The 16,152-nt window shown below is 59.9% G+C and carries 17 protein-coding genes; 10 read left to right on the top strand and 7 right to left on the bottom strand.

The annotated features are described in order from the left end of the window. Positions 1-35: 35 nt before the first annotated feature. From BLS48_RS31360 to BLS48_RS31345, 3 genes are all read right to left on the bottom strand, one after another. Positions 36-359 carry a helix-turn-helix domain-containing protein gene (locus BLS48_RS31360; protein WP_038654663.1) on the bottom strand — a complete coding sequence of 108 codons (324 nt, stop codon included), beginning with the start codon at positions 357-359 and terminating at the stop codon, positions 36-38. Continuing rightward, positions 349-708, bottom strand: coding sequence for a type II toxin-antitoxin system RelE/ParE family toxin (locus BLS48_RS31355; RefSeq protein WP_038654666.1), 360 nt, complete (start codon positions 706-708; stop codon positions 349-351). Before BLS48_RS31355 ends, BLS48_RS31360 begins: the two co-directional genes overlap by 11 nt. 250 nt (positions 709-958) lie before the next feature. Further along, positions 959-1,255 (bottom strand): hypothetical protein, encoded by a 297-nt coding sequence (locus BLS48_RS31345; protein WP_038654668.1) that lies wholly within the window; start codon positions 1,253-1,255, stop codon positions 959-961. A gap of 277 nt (positions 1,256-1,532) precedes the next feature. On the opposite strand from BLS48_RS31345, the gene BLS48_RS31340 reads away from it, so the two are divergent. The 5 genes from BLS48_RS31340 to BLS48_RS31320 all read left to right on the top strand — a co-directional run bounded on the left by BLS48_RS31340 (position 1,533) and on the right by BLS48_RS31320 (position 7,513). After that, complete coding sequence (locus BLS48_RS31340; protein ID WP_051726982.1) at positions 1,533-2,663, top strand: site-specific integrase; 1,131 nt, start codon at positions 1,533-1,535, stop codon at positions 2,661-2,663. Between the two features lie 665 nt (positions 2,664-3,328). After that, entirely contained in the window at positions 3,329-4,537 is a 1,209-nt protein-coding gene (gene repA, locus BLS48_RS31335; protein WP_038654379.1) for a plasmid partitioning protein RepA, read from the top strand. A 70-nt stretch (positions 4,538-4,607) separates the two neighbouring features. Beyond that, complete coding sequence (gene repB / locus BLS48_RS31330) at positions 4,608-5,594, top strand: plasmid partitioning protein RepB (RefSeq protein ID WP_038654384.1); 987 nt, start codon at positions 4,608-4,610, stop codon at positions 5,592-5,594. Between the two features lie 153 nt (positions 5,595-5,747). Further along, positions 5,748-6,953, top strand: coding sequence for a plasmid replication protein RepC (repC, locus tag BLS48_RS31325; RefSeq protein WP_091586063.1), 1,206 nt, complete (start codon positions 5,748-5,750; stop codon positions 6,951-6,953). A gap of 347 nt (positions 6,954-7,300) precedes the next feature. Further along, positions 7,301-7,513, top strand: coding sequence for a cold-shock protein (locus BLS48_RS31320; protein ID WP_057143290.1), 213 nt, complete (start codon positions 7,301-7,303; stop codon positions 7,511-7,513). 257 nt (positions 7,514-7,770) lie between these two features. Here the strand turns inward: BLS48_RS31320 and BLS48_RS31315 are convergent, their stop codons facing one another. Together BLS48_RS31315 and BLS48_RS31310 are read right to left on the bottom strand one after the other, a co-directional pair. After that, complete coding sequence (locus tag BLS48_RS31315; protein WP_038654392.1) at positions 7,771-7,989, bottom strand: hypothetical protein; 219 nt, start codon at positions 7,987-7,989, stop codon at positions 7,771-7,773. A 198-nt stretch (positions 7,990-8,187) separates the two neighbouring features. Beyond that, positions 8,188-8,430, bottom strand: coding sequence for a DUF982 domain-containing protein (locus tag BLS48_RS31310; protein WP_038654395.1), 243 nt, complete (start codon positions 8,428-8,430; stop codon positions 8,188-8,190). Positions 8,431-8,766: 336 nt separating this feature from the next. On the opposite strand from BLS48_RS31310, the gene BLS48_RS31305 reads away from it, so the two are divergent. The 4 genes from BLS48_RS31305 (at position 8,767) to BLS48_RS36410 (ending at position 13,186) form a co-directional block, all read left to right on the top strand. Further along, entirely contained in the window at positions 8,767-9,963 is a 1,197-nt protein-coding gene (locus tag BLS48_RS31305) for a DUF932 domain-containing protein (protein ID WP_091586061.1), read from the top strand. 278 nt (positions 9,964-10,241) lie between these two features. Next, entirely contained in the window at positions 10,242-12,386 is a 2,145-nt protein-coding gene (locus tag BLS48_RS31300; RefSeq protein ID WP_091586065.1) for a ParB/RepB/Spo0J family partition protein, read from the top strand. 118 nt (positions 12,387-12,504) lie between these two features. Next, on the top strand, positions 12,505-12,897 hold the full coding sequence (locus BLS48_RS31295) for a hypothetical protein (RefSeq protein ID WP_167365321.1): 393 nt from the start codon (positions 12,505-12,507) through the stop codon (positions 12,895-12,897). A gap of 130 nt (positions 12,898-13,027) precedes the next feature. Continuing rightward, entirely contained in the window at positions 13,028-13,186 is a 159-nt protein-coding gene (locus BLS48_RS36410) for a DUF1419 domain-containing protein (protein ID WP_240565203.1), read from the top strand. Positions 13,187-13,474: 288 nt separating this feature from the next. On the opposite strand, the gene BLS48_RS31285 is transcribed toward BLS48_RS36410, so the two are convergent. Further along, entirely contained in the window at positions 13,475-13,870 is a 396-nt protein-coding gene (locus BLS48_RS31285; protein WP_038654673.1) for a hypothetical protein, read from the bottom strand. A 291-nt stretch (positions 13,871-14,161) separates the two neighbouring features. Between BLS48_RS31285 and BLS48_RS31280 the strand changes: the two genes are divergently transcribed. Next, entirely contained in the window at positions 14,162-14,845 is a 684-nt protein-coding gene (locus BLS48_RS31280) for a transposase (protein WP_322791224.1), read from the top strand. Positions 14,846-14,880: 35 nt separating this feature from the next. On the opposite strand, the gene BLS48_RS31275 is transcribed toward BLS48_RS31280, so the two are convergent. Continuing rightward, positions 14,881-16,074, bottom strand: coding sequence for a DUF1173 domain-containing protein (locus BLS48_RS31275; RefSeq protein WP_038654404.1), 1,194 nt, complete (start codon positions 16,072-16,074; stop codon positions 14,881-14,883). Between the last annotated feature and the right edge of the window lie 78 nt (positions 16,075-16,152).

Raw genomic sequence — 16,152 nt, 5'->3', positions numbered from 1 at the left:
GATAAGATTGCATTATCATTCGTTTTTTAAAATGCCTACTGCAGCACCTGCAAACCGTGCTTTTCAACCACCGACAGAAGCTTCAGCGCCAGCCCGCTCGGCCGCTTGGCACCCGTCTCCCACTTCTGCACCGTCGATTCCGACGTGTTGAGATAGCGCGCGAACACCGGCTGGCTGACGTGATTGCGCTCGCGCAGCGCCTTTATCTTCTTTGCGTCGAATATCGTCGGCCGGGACAGGCAGGCTTCGTCGAAGGAGCGCAGGGTCTGCTTGTCGACCGTGCCGGCGCGCACCATGCCTTCCACCGCGCTGTGGATCGCCTCGAAGGCGTCGCTTTTGAATTTTCGTCTAATCGCCATCGCCAATCTCCATCAAAGCTCCAGCATTCAATTCCGCGGCCAGATCCGCGGTGGATTTGCGCCGGTAGAGCGCCGCAAGCTCGCGAAACGCACGCAATTCGTCATCATCGATGTTCGCCCTGTCCTGTTTGGCGAACAGATAGACGTAAACCCAAAACTCACCGCTCCTGGCGAGCAGGATCGATCGAAAGCGATTGTCACCGAGCCGTTTCTTGAAAACGCCTCCGCCGAGATCGTCCGCCTTGCCCTGAGCGGCCTCCCTGGCTGCCCGCGTAAGCGCTGCATCCGAAAGCCGTGCCTTGCGCGCCGCCTTGGCGAACCATGCTGTCTTAAATATGCGATCGGGCATGACGAAAGATAGCACTTGGTGCTATGGAATTCAATGGTGTCGCAACCGTACTGACTTATGGCGGACGAAGCCGACGATGAATTGCCCGTCATCGTTGAGATCTTCTCGCGATGGGCAGGGAAGGCCCTGATCCGGCGCCGACCAATAAGGTGAGGGGCCCTCCCCTGCCCAGGACGGGACGTGATCTGGTCGCCGTTCCCACCCGGCGATACGCCGCTGTGGTTTTAGGGAACGCAGTGCGGTCATGAGATCAAATGCCAAGATCGATGTCCGCGGGGACGCTGCCCGTGCGGCCCACGAGCCGGGCGCCAAAATCGTCCTCGAAGGCCAGCCGCGACAAGGCGAGCTCAAGCAGTTCGGTGTCGGAAGTCACATGCGCGCGCTTCTTAGCCGCCTCGATCAATTCCAACGGCACCCTGCCGGAAAGCCGTGTGGTCTTGGCCGCGCCAAGAAGGCCGACCGCCCTCGCCTGCTCAAGCACCAGTAGGTTGCGGGTGTGGGCGATCCGCTCCTCGCTTTCGGCTGCCGTCGCGCCACGATTGCTCATCCCGGAGTCTCCTGTGTTGAACGAAAGATAAAGAATGTTGACCATGCAAGCAAAGATCGGCACGGAGAGAGAGGGCCCTGAGAGTGTCATCTCTGGGATCGGACATGGCTCGTCGCCCAGTGATGCGATAGCCGGACCCAGCCGGTCATCGTACGCGACCGGATGCAAATCTCGGGGCTATTCCTCAAGCGTCTCGCGGTGGACAATCCGGCGCTTTGGTCGCACGTTGTGCTCTCAGAATCGCACGTTGCGACATTCCAATGAACGAGACCCCCCAATGGGCAGTGCCCGTAATTTCATGACGCCGCTCGAGGCGATCGACACCGACGACCTGCCTGACATTGTCGACGTCGTCATGGAGATGGGGCGCCCGGATGAGGCCCCCTCCCCTCCCCCGCAGGTCCTGGATTCGCGACAAGCCTCACTGCCTGCGCATCTCGAAAAGCTTGCCGACCGGGCACGTGATTATGTCGAGGCGGCGAGCTCGACAAACACCCGTCGCGCCTATGCCGCCGACTGGAAGCATTTTTGCGCCTGGTGCCGGCGCCAGTCGTTTGATCCGCTGCCGCCAGACCCACAGATCGTCGGCCTCTACATCACGGCCCAAGCCTCGGGATCGGCAAGGGACAAGAAGTCGGTGGCGACCATCGAGCGCCGCCTCTCGTCGCTGACCTGGAACTATGCGCAACGCGGTCAACCGCTCGACCGGAAGGACCGGCATATCGCCACCGTGCTCGCCGGCATCCGCAACAAACACGCCTCCCCTCCCCGTCAAAAGGAAGCCATCCTGCGCGACGATCTTGTCGCCATGCTGGAAACGCTCGACCGTGGCACGCTGCGCGGTCTGCGCGACCGCGCCATGCTGCTTTTGGGCTTCACCGGCGGCTTGCGCCGCTCCGAAATCGTCGGCCTTGATGTTGCGCGCGATCAGACCGAGGACGGCCGCGGCTGGATTGAGTTTTTCCCGGACAAGGGCGTGCTGGTGACGTTGCGGGGCAAGACCGGCTGGCGCGAGGTCGAAGTTGGTCGCGGCTCGTCCGACGCCACCTGCCCGGTCGTCGCCCTGCAGACCTGGCTGAAGCTGGCCCGTATCGCGCATGGCCCCCTCTTTCGCCGCGTCACCGGTCAGGGCAAAGCGGTGGGAGCCGAGCGGCTCAACGATCAGGAGGTGGCGCGGCTGGTCAAACGGGCGGCCTTGGCCGCCGGCGTGCGCGGGGATCTTTCCGAGGGCGAGCGCGGCCAAAAGTTTTCTGGGCATTCGTTGCGCGCTGGCCTCGCTTCCTCAGCCGAGGTCGACGAGCGCTATGTACAAAAGCAACTCGGCCACGCCTCGGTCGAAATGACCCGCAAATATCAGCGCCGACGCGATCGGTTCCGCGTCAACCTCACCAAGGCGTCGGGTCTCTGAAAAGCCCTATCCCCGAGGCGGCTACGCGCTGCTAGCTAGCGTTTCGGTTGGAAGCAAAAGCTACGGCGGCATCGCTTGAGTAGGCCTTTCGTCGAAGCGGTCTCCCCAAGACGCGAGTTGGCATTTGTTCGGGTCTCTCGATCCCCGCTTCAACGGGTTTGGGCGATGAGCGCTGTTCACATTTTTGTCCGGAGTGCGCAAGTCCGACATCATCATTCCGTCCTGACAATCGACGGCTATCTGCAGAGCCGCGATGGCGACGGGCTGATGAGAGCTGCACCTTCTCCTTGGACGAGCCATCAGCTGAGCCTTGCTAGCTTCGAAGAAGGAGAACATGGCGGCTTAGCAGCGTCGGTCGAAGGGCGGTCGAGTTTGAGCAGAAGCTGAATGTCCTTGTTCACCTATCAGGCTCTGGCACCGGTGCGGGTCGCTCAAAGGAAGTCAGGGATTGGTGCCTTGACGCTTGGATAAACCGGATTTGTCCGCAGACAAAATTGACAAATTGTGTAGCATATTCAGTTCCATGAATCGGATGATGTGATACTGGGCCGACATCATTAAGCTTTTGTTAACTTTAAATTTCTTGCCCGAGCGAACGAATCGGACATAATGACGGTTGCTTGGCGCTTTCGCGTCAAAAATCGTTTTTAGAGAGTCTCGATCGAATGAACGTGAGTTCGCCCTTGCCCACGAAAATCCCGCTGCTGTTTGAGAAAAGCATTCTCGATCAGGGCGACCAGATATCGAAGAAGTTGCACCTGCTTTCGATGCAGCGCTTCCCTCCCCATGCAAAGAAGAATCTTCGGTCGTTCTCCCTGGCCGAGGTTGCCACGTATCTGGGAGTTTCCCAGAGCCATCTGAAGAAACTGCATCTGGAAGGGAAGGGACCGGTGCCTGAGACCTCGACGTCGGGCAGGCGCTCGTACACCGCTGAACAGATGCTTGAGCTGCGCCAGTATCTCGACCAGTACGGTCGATCCGACGCCCGCATGTATGTTCCCCATCGGCGGCCGAGCGAGAAGCTTCAGATCTTGGCTGTTGTTAATTTCAAGGGGGGCAGCGGAAAGACCACTACCGCGGCGCACCTCGCCCAATATCTTGCGCTTACCGGGCACCGTGTCCTAGCAGTCGATCTCGATCCGCAGGCGTCGCTGTCTTCGTTGCACGGGTTCCAACCTGAACTCGACCAGACGAAATCGCTTTACGACGCGATTCGTTACGACGATGAGAGGGTGCCTCTCTCGGAAATCATCAAGCCGACGAATTTCCCGGGCTTGGACATCGTTCCAGCAAACCTAGAGCTGCAGGAATTCGAATACGACACACCTCTGGCAATGACGGACAAGTCTTCGAATGTGGGCAGGGCGTTTTTCACGCGCATCTCGAAGGCATTGATGGAGGTCGACGATCGCTACGATGTCATAGTTATCGATTGTCCGCCGCAGCTTGGCTACCTGACGATCACCGCACTGACCGCGGCGACGTCAGTGTTGATCACGATCCATCCGCAGATGCTCGATGTTATGAGCATGGGCCAGTTTCTGCTGATGCTCGGGAACATCCTGGAGCCGATCAGGGCGGCCGGTGCGGAGGTGAATCTGGAGTGGTATCGCTATCTTGTGACTCGATTCGAACCCACGGATCAGCCCCAAGCGCAGATGGTGGCGTTCCTGCATACGCTGTTCGGCGAATTCATTCTCAAGAACCAGATGCTGAAATCAACGGCGATTTCCGATGCGGGGATTACCAAGCAGACCCTCTACGAAGTTGAAAAGAATGCGATGACCCGTTCCACATACGAGCGGGCAATGGAAGCCTTGGACGTCGTAAACGGCGAAATCGTAGCTTTGATTCATGAAGCATGGGGGCGCTGACTTTGTCTGCTGACAAAAGTGGATATTTGCCAAATGTATTCAATGGACTACGCGCTATCGGAGGTAGAATATGGCACGTAAGAATCTTCTTGCAGGCCTCGTAGAAGCGGAGACAGACGAGGGGGCCTCATTAGCCTCCGCTGCGGCATATCCGATCCGCGGCGCATCAAAATCCATGATCCGCTCGGTCAACGAGTTGGCAAAGCAAGCGGATGCGTATCTTGAGGGGGAGCATGTCGTCGAACTCGACCCAAGCGCAGTCGACGGCTCGTTCGTTTCCGACCGCATAGGCGACGATGCTGAACAATATCAAGAGCTGCTGGAAGCGATTCGGGAGAGAGGGCAGGATTCTCCTATACTTGTCCGTCCGCATCCGAGCTCAGACGGCCGCTACATGATCGTCTTTGGCCATCGCAGGGTCCGAGTTGCCCGCGAACTGGGACGAAAGGTGAGGGCGGTCGTCAAGGAGATCGACGACAAGACCCATGTAATTGCCCAGGGTCAGGAGAATTCCGCCCGAGCAAATCTCAGTTTCATCGAGAAGGCGATGTTCGCAAAACGCCTCGAGGATTTGGGGTACGACAGAGATGTGATGTCGTCAGCATTGGCCTCGAACGCCGCTGCAGTCTCGAAGATGGTTTCAGTTGCCACAAGAATTCCCGCATCTGTGATCGGCAAGATTGGATCAGCTACGTCTGTAGGCCGCGAGCGGTGGGTTGAGCTGTCCCTGCTTGCCGGCAAGAAATCCGAAATGGTTAATGCAATCTTATCCGACCCAGAATTCGGTCAGCTGGAAAGCAACGAACGCTTCGAAAGGTTGCTAGCAACACTGAATGAGAAGGGGAAGCCGGTTCGCAAGGCAGGGGTGAAGGCCCAAGCACAATCCTGGGTCCCCGAGGACAGATCAGTTAGCGTTAGCGTCAAGAAGGCAGGCAAGGCCATCACGATCGCCGTGAAGGAGATGGATGGCAGCCGCTTTGGGACGTGGATTTCCGATAATCTGGGCAAGCTTTATGAGGCGTTCAGGAAGTCGGAGAAGGCATCAACAGGAGACTAAAACCGCAAAAGAAAAAGGCCCCCGAACGTCACCGTCGCGGAAGCCCTTCTCGTCTGTCGCAAGCTGAGAATCGCATTTCCCCGAATCACTGTCAAGAGTCGTGGCGTCGTTTCGGCGAGCAGATTTCTTTTGCCTGATAGAGGGTGAAAGAAAATGGAGACGGGTATTGCAACGACGCCCTTCGGGCGGCGGCCGATGTCGCTTGCCATGCTGGCAGCGCAAAACGATTCACGTGAAATTCCCAAGGGCAGGGTGGTCGACAAATGGCAGATCTACCGCAATCTCTGCGAGGGCAAGAGCATCGTCGGCATTGGCGATCGTGCGCTGGCCGTCCTGAACGCGTTGCTATCATTCTATCCTGACAGCGAATTGAGTGAGGAAAACGACCTCATCGTCTTTCCCTCAAACGCACAGCTGTCGCTTAGGGCGCACGGAATGCCGGAGCCCACGGTCAGGCGGCACCTGGCGGCTCTTGTTGATTGTGGGCTGATCGTCCGCCGGGATAGCCCGAACGGCAAGCGTTACGCCCGCAAGGGCCGGGGAGGGGAGATCGAGGAAGCATTTGGCTTCTCCCTGGCTCCGCTGCTGGCCCGTGCTTGCGAGTTCGAGGCCGCGGCTGAATGTGTTCGTGCCGGTAACCGGGCGCTCAGGCTTATGCGCGAGCGGATCACCTTGCACCGCCGTGACATCCACAAGCTGATCGAAGCGGCCGTTGACGAAGATGTCCCGGGCGACTGGGGAGGCCTGTGGAAGCGTTTCCGCGGCGTTGTAGAGGCAATTCCGCGCCGAGCTTGCATTGTCGAGCTCGAACCGATCGTAGCTGAGCTTGCCGCGCTGCATGACGAAGTGGATAAGCTGCTGGAAATTCATATGAAATCTACGAATCCGAGCGGCAATGACTCTCAAAACGAGCGGCAGCAATCTGATTCAAATACCGACTCTATTTTTGAATTTGAACCTGCTTTAGAGAAAAGCGGGGCGACGGCCGAGCCCAGAACGAGGACCGCGGAGGCGCCGAAAACATACCCGCTGGGGATGGTGCTGAAGGCTTGCCCCGAAATTACCGACTACGCCGTCGACGGGATCGGCAATTGGCGCGACCTCATGATAACGGCCGCCCAGGTGCGGGGATATCTAGGCGTTTCGCCGTCCGCGTATGAGGAGGCTTGCCATGTAATGGGCCCGGAGATCGCGGCGATCGTGATTGCCTGCATCCTGCAAAGGGCGCAGCACATCAACTCGGCCGGCGGCTATTTGCGGGTACTGACCGAAAAGGCGACGGCGGGGCAGTTCTCTGTCGGGCCGATGCTGATGGCGGCGCTCAAGGCGAACGGCGCGACGGCGAGGATGACCGGATGACGATCGCCAATCCCGCAGCTTGTCGCTTTGCGACTAGCTCGAAGCCAATGTGGCCTTATGGATCTTGGGTTTCGCCGACCGGTAAGGGGACTTGGTGGCTATCTGGGTCGACAAGGCGCAAGCGCAGGGCAGGTGTTCCGTGCGTCCTGTTCCCAATCATACGATGCTGGCATTGGCCAACTCTCGATCTGGCGTCGGCGGTCAGCGGACCGCTGCTTGGTGCCAACGTACCTTAAACAGGCTACAGACTTGCCATGACGCCCATTTGCTGCATCTATCTAGAACGGCGGCGGCCGGTGCGGTCGGCCTGGCAGATATGTAGACACCTACGGCAAGGAAATACCTATATGGCGACTGGAACGGTAAAGTGGTTCAACGCGACCAAGGGCTTTGGCTTCATCCAGCCCGACGGTGGTGGACAGGACGTGTTTGTCCATATTTCTGCTGTCGAGCGCGCTGGCCTGTCGACGCTCGCTGACGGCCAGAAGGTCAACTATGAGATAGAACAGGATCGGCGGACCGGCAAATCGTCGGCCGGCAACCTGAGCAAGGCTGGCTGAACCAGCCATATCGTTTCAGCAATCGCATTAGGCATGCAAGCTTCGGTGCACCAAGAGAACAGGTCTGGTGGCCTACGGCATGTCGTTGAAGTGTCGCCTTTGCTGACCCATGTGGCGGGTGCGCCAAATGTTTCCTCCCATTCGTCTGGCGCGTTCCCCTCTGGAGGTTTTGACCTTCACACCTGGCCGGGCCCCGAGTCCGGCCTTTTTCTTGCGCCAGGTAAACTGGGGCGACGACGACCGGCCGTCCTCTCCGGTCATGCAGGCTTGTCGAAGACAATGGGCAATCCACGATTAGAAGCCATCTCGACGACCAGTTTTTCGATGTCCTGATCGGAAAGGCGGGTCCGCAGTGTCGTACGAATCCGCTTGACCAGTTCGTGCACCGGCAACGGCGGGAAATCCTCGGCATCATCGAGAAGCCGACCGACTTCAATCACAACGTCAGCATCGATGCCGCTCGGCAAATCTCGCATATCCCATCTCCGATCGAGGTAAATGTTGCCGCCATCCTGACCGTTGTCGAGTCAAGCGGATGGATGTCGGGTTGTTTCCCACGACAGCAGGACTCGATCCTCTACTGCGGGCTCTAGAAATCCGGTCGCCGCGCTGTTGTGAAGCTCTATTTTTCCCAGTCGCATTGGAAGCCATCGAGGCCACTATCAATTTGGACCTCAGTCGCTGCGTAGGATTTTGGCTTCCAACGCCGCTGCAACGAAGGCCCGTCTCGCAACGGGCGTCTGAGCTTGACCACGCAGAACCTGAAGGCATGCATCCATAGCCAGTTTTCGCTTCGTCGTTTGATGAGGAAAACTCCGCAGCAGGATCGCGGCTGCATCATTCACGTCGAAAATGATGCGCTCACGCTCCTGCCGGCCAACTTGCACCACCACGGGCCGGACGAACCTGCTCGACATGCCATTAGACTTTCAATTCCGACCATGACGCGGTCTTCGCGTATCATGACGTTGGGTCAATTCATACATTTCTGGCTAGGGCCAGAACAGAACTGGCAATTGCCCAATCTCAAGACCAGTTGCCTCCAATTTCCGCGAACTGCTACCGGGTCCAGGCTCTGGCTTTCCTGAAGGTCGAGCATTCCTTCCTGGTTGCAGGCCTTGAAGAGGCCGCTGCCGCGACGGCGACGCTTGTAGCGGAGCGCGGATGCCGGGAGAGGAAGAGGGCGGGCGGGTTGCGGTGGCGGGTAGAGGTCCGGGAGAGAGTCTTCCGGCGCCCGCCGAGGAGCGACACCCATGACCCAGATGGAAATTCACACGCCCAAGCGCAACGAGCGTGCCGGTTACAAGGTCGACGTCAGCCGCGGCCAACGCATCGGCCGCGTGTCGTCAGAATGGTTCAACCGGCCAGTGGACGAGCGATACCTATCGCTCACCGACCTTCGGAATTCGGTGAAGAGCCGATCGGAGTGCAGCAAGACCCGCGTCGTCGAAAGTGAGCTGATCCGCGTCGAGGCCAGCTGCGATGACCCGGAGCGCCTGAGGCTAATGATACCCGATGCGCCGGCCCCAGTTGCCCCCACCCATTGGAGTTTTGGCCAACTAGCCAGCCTGGTCGGCGCGCCGGCCACCTATCTTCGCCAGCTTCCTGCTCCGCTCGCGGCGATCAACCTTCAGCATGGTCTCCTCAACCACCGTGCCGAGCAGGTGAAGACGCTTGAAATCGAGAACGGACGCATTGAGCTGCGAGCGGTAACGGGCCCTGACTACGGCAGAATATTCGATTCAGAACTGGTGGACGCCGTCCAAAACATCGCCGGCAACGGTACCGGCGACACGCGCTGGAAAGTGCCCGGTGTGCTCGACTGGTCAACGGGAATCTACAATCCGCTCGTCGACATCTCCAGGGACACCACGACGCTCTACGCGTCTGATCGCGATATCTTCGTGTTTCTGGTCGACGATCTGAACCCGATCGAGGCCGGGCGGCTACCGAATGGGGAGCCGGATCTCTACTTCCGCGGCTTCTATTGCTGGAACTCCGAGGTCGGAGCCCGCACCCTTGGGATCGCCAGCTTCTATCTGCGCGCAGTGTGCCAGAATCGAAATCTGTGGGGCGTGGAAGATTTCGAGGAAATCACCATCCGCCATTCAAAATACGCAGCCTCCCGTTTCGCCCTGGAGGCCGAGCCGGCCCTGATCCAGTTTGCCGATTCCTCGCCCATGCCGTTCGTCAACGGCATCAAGACAGCGCGGCAACGGATCGTCGCTCGGGACGACGACGATCGCCAGAGCTTCCTGCGCAAGCGCGGCTTCTCCAAGTCCGAGACCACGAAGATCATCGATACTGTTCTCATGGAGGAAGGCAGACCACCGGAATCGATCTTTGATTTCGTGCAGGGCATCACGCGGGTCGCGCGCGACAAGCCGCATCAGGATGTTCGCCTGGAAATGGAGGGCAAGGCCAAGAAGCTTCTCGATTTCGCCGCCTGATCCTGCGGAGGCCGGCAGCGAAAACGCTCATCGCCGGCCTCGCCTCCAGTCCATCTCCATCAATCCCAGCGCGGTCCTCCGAAGCAAGAGGACCGCGCTTTTTTCGTCCCGGTGACGCCAACATGCTGGGGCCCTCTCGGGCGGCTCGGTCGCGTCGAGATCCGCGAGCCGGGGCCGGGTCGGCGTGAGACTTGGAGGCAGAGGGGGGAGGGGAGGGTTCTGACGGGCTTGGAGGTTCGGGGAGAGGCCCCGGGCCGCCCGTCATGGAGAACCTGACCATGGCAAAGAACGCCATTCAGAAGATCGCGATGAACGCCGCGGAGAATATTCCCTATGACAGGCTAATGCTGTCGCAGAAGAATGTTCGGCGCATCAAGGACGGGGTGTCGATCGAGCAGCTGGCCGAAGACATCGGACGGCGAAAGCTGATCCAGAGCCTTAACGTCCGTCCCGTGCTCGACGGCGAGGGCGAGGAGACCGGCACGTTCGAGGTGCCCGCAGGCGGCCGGCGTTATCTCGCGCTCGGCATCCTCATCAAGCAGAAGCGCCTGGCGAAGAACGAGCCGATCCCCTGCATCGTCAACCGCGGGCAGGAGACCTCGGCCGAGGAGGATTCGCTTGCCGAAAACCTGCGGCGCGCCGACCTTCATCCGCTCGACCAGTTTCGGGCCTTCAAGACGCTCAGCGATCAGGGCCTCGATCCAGACGAGATCGGCGCCCGCTTCTTCGTATCGCCGGCGACGGTGAGGCAGCGCCTGCGGCTGGCCTCGGTGTCACCGAAGCTTCTCGATCTCTACGAGAAGGACGAAATCCGGCTCGAACAGCTAATGGCGTTTTCGATCTCGGACGATCACGCGCGCCAGGAACAGGTCTGGGAGCGGATTTCCAGCTCGCACACGCAGGAACCATACTACATCAGACGCCTGCTGACGGAGACGACGGTGCGGGCCGATGATCGCCGGGCCGTCTATGTCGGCGCCGAGGCCTATGAAGCAGCTGGCGGCATCATCCTTCGCGACCTGTTCGAACAGGATTCCGGCGGCTGGTTCCAGGATGCCGCACTTCTCGAGCAGCTTGTCTTCGACAGGCTGAAGGTGGATGCCGAGGCGATACGCGCCGAAGGCTGGAAATGGGTCGAGGCGGCGATCAGTTTTCCTTACGGCCACACCGCTGGAATGCGGCGCATCTACGCAGAGGCGCAGGAACTCAGCGGCGAGGAGATCGAACGCTACGACGCGCTGAAGGCCGAATATGACAAGCTGGATGCGGATTATGCCAAGGCCGAGGATGCCGACGAAGCAATCGAGGCGAAGCTCGACCAGCTGGGAGCCGAGCTCGATGCGATCGATGATCGTCCTCAAAGCTACGATCCCACCCAGAAGACCATCGCCGGTGTGTTCGTTACGCTTGCCGCGAATGGCAAGCTCCAGGTCGACACGGGTTTCGTGCGGTCCGAGGACGAGCCGCGGACCGAAACCGGCGAAGTCGATGAGGTCGAGGAAGGGGTTGCCGACGGCGGAACCCGATCCAATGGCAACGGTGATGGCGATGATGTTATCGTCAACGGCAAGCCGGTGAACGAGGCCCCTGGCGATGACGGCGAGGACGATGGCATCAAGCCACTGCCCGATAGGCTCGTCTTCGACCTGACCGCGCAGCGGACGCTGGCGCTGCGCAACGCGCTCGCCGGTGACGTCGACATCGCCTTCGTCGCCGCGCTCCATGCCTTCGTCCTGCAGGTTTTCTATCGCTTCGCGCCCGACACGTGCCTGGAGATCAGCCTGAAGAGCAGCAGCTTCAGCCAGGTCGACGGTCTTGCCGAGACATCCTGGGCCAAGGAGATCTCCGAGCGGCACGAAGCCTGGAACCGCGAATTGCCCGATGAAGCGGAAGGCCTGTGGGATTTCCTTTTCGGCCTCGACGAAGCAAGCCGCAGGGCCCTGTTCGCGCACTGTGTCTCGCTGACCCTCAATGCGGTTGTCGAACCCTGGAACAGGCGAGCGAAGGCGCTCGTGCATGCAGACGTGCTTGGCCGCTCGCTCCAGTTCGATATGGTCGACGCCGGATGGACGCCCACGGTCGAGTTCCTCGGGCGGCTCACCAAGGCGCGGATCCTGCAGGCTGTCCGTGAAGCCCGTGGCGCAGACTCCGCGCAGCTGATCGACCACATGAAGAAGGATATCATGGCTCGTGAAGCTGCCCGTCTTCTCGAAGGATCGAACTGGCTGCCTGAGCCACTGCGCCTTGAGGTCGATGAAGTGGATGCTGGTGATGCGGTCGCCGACGACAGGTCGGACGAGACGGCTCTCGACGGCGACGCCGCCGAACTGCCGGCCTTCCTCGCCGACGATTTGGATCCGCCCTCCGATAAGCCGGTGACCATCGACAGCGACGAGGCGGACCACCTCCAGGCCGTCGAATAGTCGGCCTCCCGCTCCGCACGGGTCCGGCATCGCGGCCGGACCCATTTCAGTTCCAACTCACTTTCAAGCCCGGGATCGCCACAGCAATCCCGGGCGCTTTCGTTTCATGGAGATTCACATGTTCGATTGGAAAAGAAGCTGCTCCTATGACGAGCAGCAGAAGAGACGTTTCCACAAGACAGCCCGTTCACGGCTGAAGAAACTGGCCGCCGAACTTGCCCTGCCGCAGGGGAGCTTCGACCTGCGCTCCAACAGGGCGGGCATCGCCGTTTCCGGTGAAATTACCCTGCACCATGACCACGCCTACATTCAGGTCGGTCAGTTCGGTCTGTCCTCAGGTCACGGCATCCTGATCCGCACCTGCAAGGGCCGCAAGGACTATACCGGCGGGGCCAACCACTTCGTTGCACTCGGCATGCTCGACGAGATCCCGGCGCTCGCCGCCGCCGTCCGTGCCATCACCGGGGTTGGTCGAGACGCTTCGCGGTCCTCCGAACGACGCGCCGCCTGAACCCTGCAAACCCCATCATCGCCGGTGCACGCGCCGACCGCGGGCTCGGCCAGTCGACAGCCACAACACAGCAAGCAGTTGCCATGGCGCGGTAATGCCGCGCGTGGCCGAGCTGCGTTCAGGAGACACCATGGCCGCACATCCACCCTTCAGGAAGGTGCTCGACGGCGTTGCCACCCGCGAGCAGATGTTTCAACTGTTCAGCCGTCACAAAGACACTCCCGGCATCGCAACGCAGACCCCGAGACCGGGTGGGCCGAACATCGCGGCAAACGCACGATTCTCGTGAACGACGGAAGGCATGATGCTGCCTTCAGGCTGCTCGATGATCTGTCGGATCTCGAGATCGACGAATTCCTGTCCAAAGTGCGATTGCGTCGGAGCTGACGAAGGAAGGCGACGATGGGCATCTATAAGAACCGCGCTTCGGCGGCGAAGCGTCTCTCCATCACGGTGACCGACTTTCGCTCAGTGGATGCACCCGCGTACGGCCCTTCCTCAAGCTGTAGGGACATGCGAGACCGTATGGCCAACTGCCCCGAGGATACAAGCATCCGGTCCTCCGCAAAACTTGGGGTCAGTGCCTGCCACGCGGGAGGTATCCGGCATTGCGTAAAGCGCCGATGAACAGGCTGGCCGGGCCGGCGATACTCGTCCTGGCCTGCGCTGCGAGCGGCAGCGTGTTCCAGTCCTCCAACGGAGCGATAAAGCTGGAGAAAGTGCCATTGACCATGCAATGGCTGGTCAACAAGCCCTGCTTATCCAGCACCAGAACCCCTGTCTGATTGCTTGGATACCGGATGGCGGCGACGCGCTGAAGTTCCATGTCGCCATCGATGCGCAAATTAAAAAGCACAACGCCCAGGCTTCTGTGGGCGACTTCCGCGACTTTTTCCGCGAAAGGAACAGAAAGCGCACGAACGCTGTCGACCGCCATCCCGAAAACAAGCGCGTCCAGCTCATCCGCCGCCATGAGAAGATGTTCCCAAGAATATAAGGATTGCAATCGCTCCAGCCGGATTGTGCACAGTCATCGCCCTCCGCCGGCTAGACGCCTGAGCATCGCGTGTATGAGGCAGCTCTCTCTCGGTAGGCATGTTTGCCCCCGTTGATTGAGCCGAATGCCCCTGGGCCTATGACACACCGCTTGCTCGTTGCGGGGCTTCTCCGATAAAGCACGGCGAAAGCGATATGATAGGTCGGGTACTCGCTAACCCAAACTGCGACTTGGCTAGCAAGTCATGCTCACATCAAGGAACAGACTATGAAGCGCCAGATCCGGCCATTCATCGTGGAACTGAAACAGAGGCGCGGTAAGCAGAAGCCAAGCCATTCGATCTGGGGCGATCTTGACCTGTCCAAAATTGCCACGGAGATGTCACAGCCGGCTCATGCTGCTCAGTTCCCAAATTCCCAGGTCATTGACTTCAGTATAAGACCCCTTGATGCTGAAGAAGGGGATAAACCACTAGCGGAGTATATGATGGCCGATTTTCAGGACGCTCAGACTGTTCAGACGACAGTAGCCCCAGCCAAAGTGGAAGTGCCTGAATCGAAGAAGAAAGGCCCGCGAGCAAAGAAAGCGAAGACAGAGCTCGTAAAGCCGGCCCGCAAGAACGGAGCGAAACCTGCGCCCCCAGCCGCAAAGGCTCCCGTGGCAGCGAAGACCGCCCGCAAGACATATTCCGAGAATGAACGCGCCCAGAAGCTTGCCCAGATCGAGAAATCGATCGCTGCCGGCGCGACCAGCAAGATTGCGGTCGGCCAGGCCGGCATATCCGAGCAGACCTACTATTATTGGAAGAGGGCTGCCGCACCTTCTTCAGACAGCGGCGATCTCCGTGATCTTGTCGCGCTCGAAGAAGAAAACAAGCGCCTTAAGAACCTGCTTGCCGACCGTCTGCGCAAGGAAAATGCCGAGCTCAAGAAGAAGCTGGGCCTAGCCTAAGGCATCGTGAGCATCGCTGGAAATTCCGCCGACACTCAGAGCGGTAGCGGCGGCATATCGCCTTCGCCGACCCGCCACACCCAGGAGCCGATCCCCGGTCGCGCGGCGATCATTTCGTCGAGCGACGCTTCGTAGTTCTGGTCCGCTCCGGCCGGAACGACAAAGAGCGCGATCGGCTCGTCCCTGTTGTGAAGCAACGCATTGGCGATCGGCTGGTCGGGTTGCAGGTCAAAGCGCAACCCCTTCACGCTCTTCTCGAGAAGGCGGGCGAGCCCATCGACGAGCCTTTTCTCCGGGACCGTCTCGTAGGGAATCCAGTTCTCGGAGACCACCATCAACGCGACCTCCTCGACAATGGCGAGGCCGGCCGGGTTCAGTCCGAACGTCGCGATCGTCATGAGATGCGAGCTGGAATCCGCTGCCCACAGCGACAATTCTTTCTCGAAACGCGCCTGCAAGCGGCGATGCAGTGCATCGTCGATCATGAAGGGAAAGCCGGGCAAATGTCTGATGACGAGCTTCTGACCGGAGCGGGCCGGCACGATCTCCTTCACCTCGCCGACCAGGACGAGCAACTTTCGTGGACCGGATTTCGGCGGGAGCGCCGTGCCGAGAACTGCGTTGCGACGCTGCTCGATGGCTTGCTTGTTCTCGGCGCGAAATGGCTCGGGCACGAACAGGATATCCGCGAGCGATCCGCCTCTCACCGTCATTTGCCCGGCAGCCTCGAGCAGATGCCAGCGGACATTCCACCAATGTCGCTTGCCGGCCCACCGGGATGTCCAGACCGTCAATTCGGCTTCGTGCCAGAGATAATGAAGCAGGCCACGCAGCGACATCCTCCGGGGGTCGGTGGTTACACTGGCGGAGCTCTGGCCCGCAGGCACCGAGGCTGCCCGGCTCCCCGTCTTCGACAGGCTGAAGTCCAACTTGAGGGCCGCCATGCCGCTTTGCGGATCGAGCTGTATCGCGCCACCCACGAGTGCGCCCAGGCCGGACAGTTCGTAAGGTGCTTCATAGGAATCACAGGATGGATCATGGCCGCCGCCGCTCAGCGGCATGCGCTTGATCAGATGAAGGTCGCCGATGCGGGCGATGTACATTGGGCAGCCCGGCTCGCGGCACAGGCATAGCGGACGCTCGCTGCGGGCATAGGCGTCCGCCAGCGCCGCCTGCAGGTCAGGCGCTCCCTCCTCGTAGACCGCACTGCCAATTTTGAAACGTCGCATCCCCTCCACAGCTCCAGGTCGCCGCCGCATCCGTGTGCGCGCATTCAAGTCTGGCTTTCCGCAGAGCGCAACCCCTTT

The organism is Mesorhizobium qingshengii (genome assembly GCF_900103325.1).
GTDB lineage: Bacteria > Pseudomonadota > Alphaproteobacteria > Rhizobiales > Rhizobiaceae > Mesorhizobium > Mesorhizobium qingshengii.
Note: the sequence above shows the minus strand (reverse complement) of the source record. Positions and strands in the feature narration are given on the sequence as shown.

Excerpts from the sequence above, each read along its gene's own strand:
- BLS48_RS31360 (WP_038654663.1), bottom strand. The coding sequence starts at position 359 with ATGGCGATTAGACGAAAATTCAAAAGCGACGCCTTCGAGGCGATCCAC.
- BLS48_RS31345 (WP_038654668.1), bottom strand. The coding sequence starts at position 1,255 with ATGAGCAATCGTGGCGCGACGGCAGCCGAAAGCGAGGAGCGGATCGCC.
- BLS48_RS31305 (WP_091586061.1), top strand. The coding sequence starts at position 8,767 with ATGACCCAGATGGAAATTCACACGCCCAAGCGCAACGAGCGTGCCGGT.
- BLS48_RS31355 (WP_038654666.1), bottom strand. The coding sequence starts at position 708 with ATGCCCGATCGCATATTTAAGACAGCATGGTTCGCCAAGGCGGCGCGC.
- BLS48_RS31285 (WP_038654673.1), bottom strand. The coding sequence starts at position 13,870 with ATGGCGGCGGATGAGCTGGACGCGCTTGTTTTCGGGATGGCGGTCGAC.
- repB (WP_038654384.1), top strand. The coding sequence starts at position 4,608 with ATGGCACGTAAGAATCTTCTTGCAGGCCTCGTAGAAGCGGAGACAGAC.
- BLS48_RS31340 (WP_051726982.1), top strand. The coding sequence starts at position 1,533 with ATGGGCAGTGCCCGTAATTTCATGACGCCGCTCGAGGCGATCGACACC.
- BLS48_RS36410 (WP_240565203.1), top strand. The coding sequence starts at position 13,028 with ATGGCCGCACATCCACCCTTCAGGAAGGTGCTCGACGGCGTTGCCACC.
- BLS48_RS31295 (WP_167365321.1), top strand. The coding sequence starts at position 12,505 with ATGTTCGATTGGAAAAGAAGCTGCTCCTATGACGAGCAGCAGAAGAGA.
- BLS48_RS31315 (WP_038654392.1), bottom strand. The coding sequence starts at position 7,989 with ATGCGAGATTTGCCGAGCGGCATCGATGCTGACGTTGTGATTGAAGTC.
- BLS48_RS31320 (WP_057143290.1), top strand. The coding sequence starts at position 7,301 with ATGGCGACTGGAACGGTAAAGTGGTTCAACGCGACCAAGGGCTTTGGC.
- BLS48_RS31275 (WP_038654404.1), bottom strand. The coding sequence starts at position 16,074 with ATGCGACGTTTCAAAATTGGCAGTGCGGTCTACGAGGAGGGAGCGCCT.
- BLS48_RS31280 (WP_322791224.1), top strand. The coding sequence starts at position 14,162 with ATGAAGCGCCAGATCCGGCCATTCATCGTGGAACTGAAACAGAGGCGC.
- BLS48_RS31310 (WP_038654395.1), bottom strand. The coding sequence starts at position 8,430 with ATGTCGAGCAGGTTCGTCCGGCCCGTGGTGGTGCAAGTTGGCCGGCAG.
- repA (WP_038654379.1), top strand. The coding sequence starts at position 3,329 with ATGAACGTGAGTTCGCCCTTGCCCACGAAAATCCCGCTGCTGTTTGAG.
- repC (WP_091586063.1), top strand. The coding sequence starts at position 5,748 with ATGGAGACGGGTATTGCAACGACGCCCTTCGGGCGGCGGCCGATGTCG.
- BLS48_RS31300 (WP_091586065.1), top strand. The coding sequence starts at position 10,242 with ATGGCAAAGAACGCCATTCAGAAGATCGCGATGAACGCCGCGGAGAAT.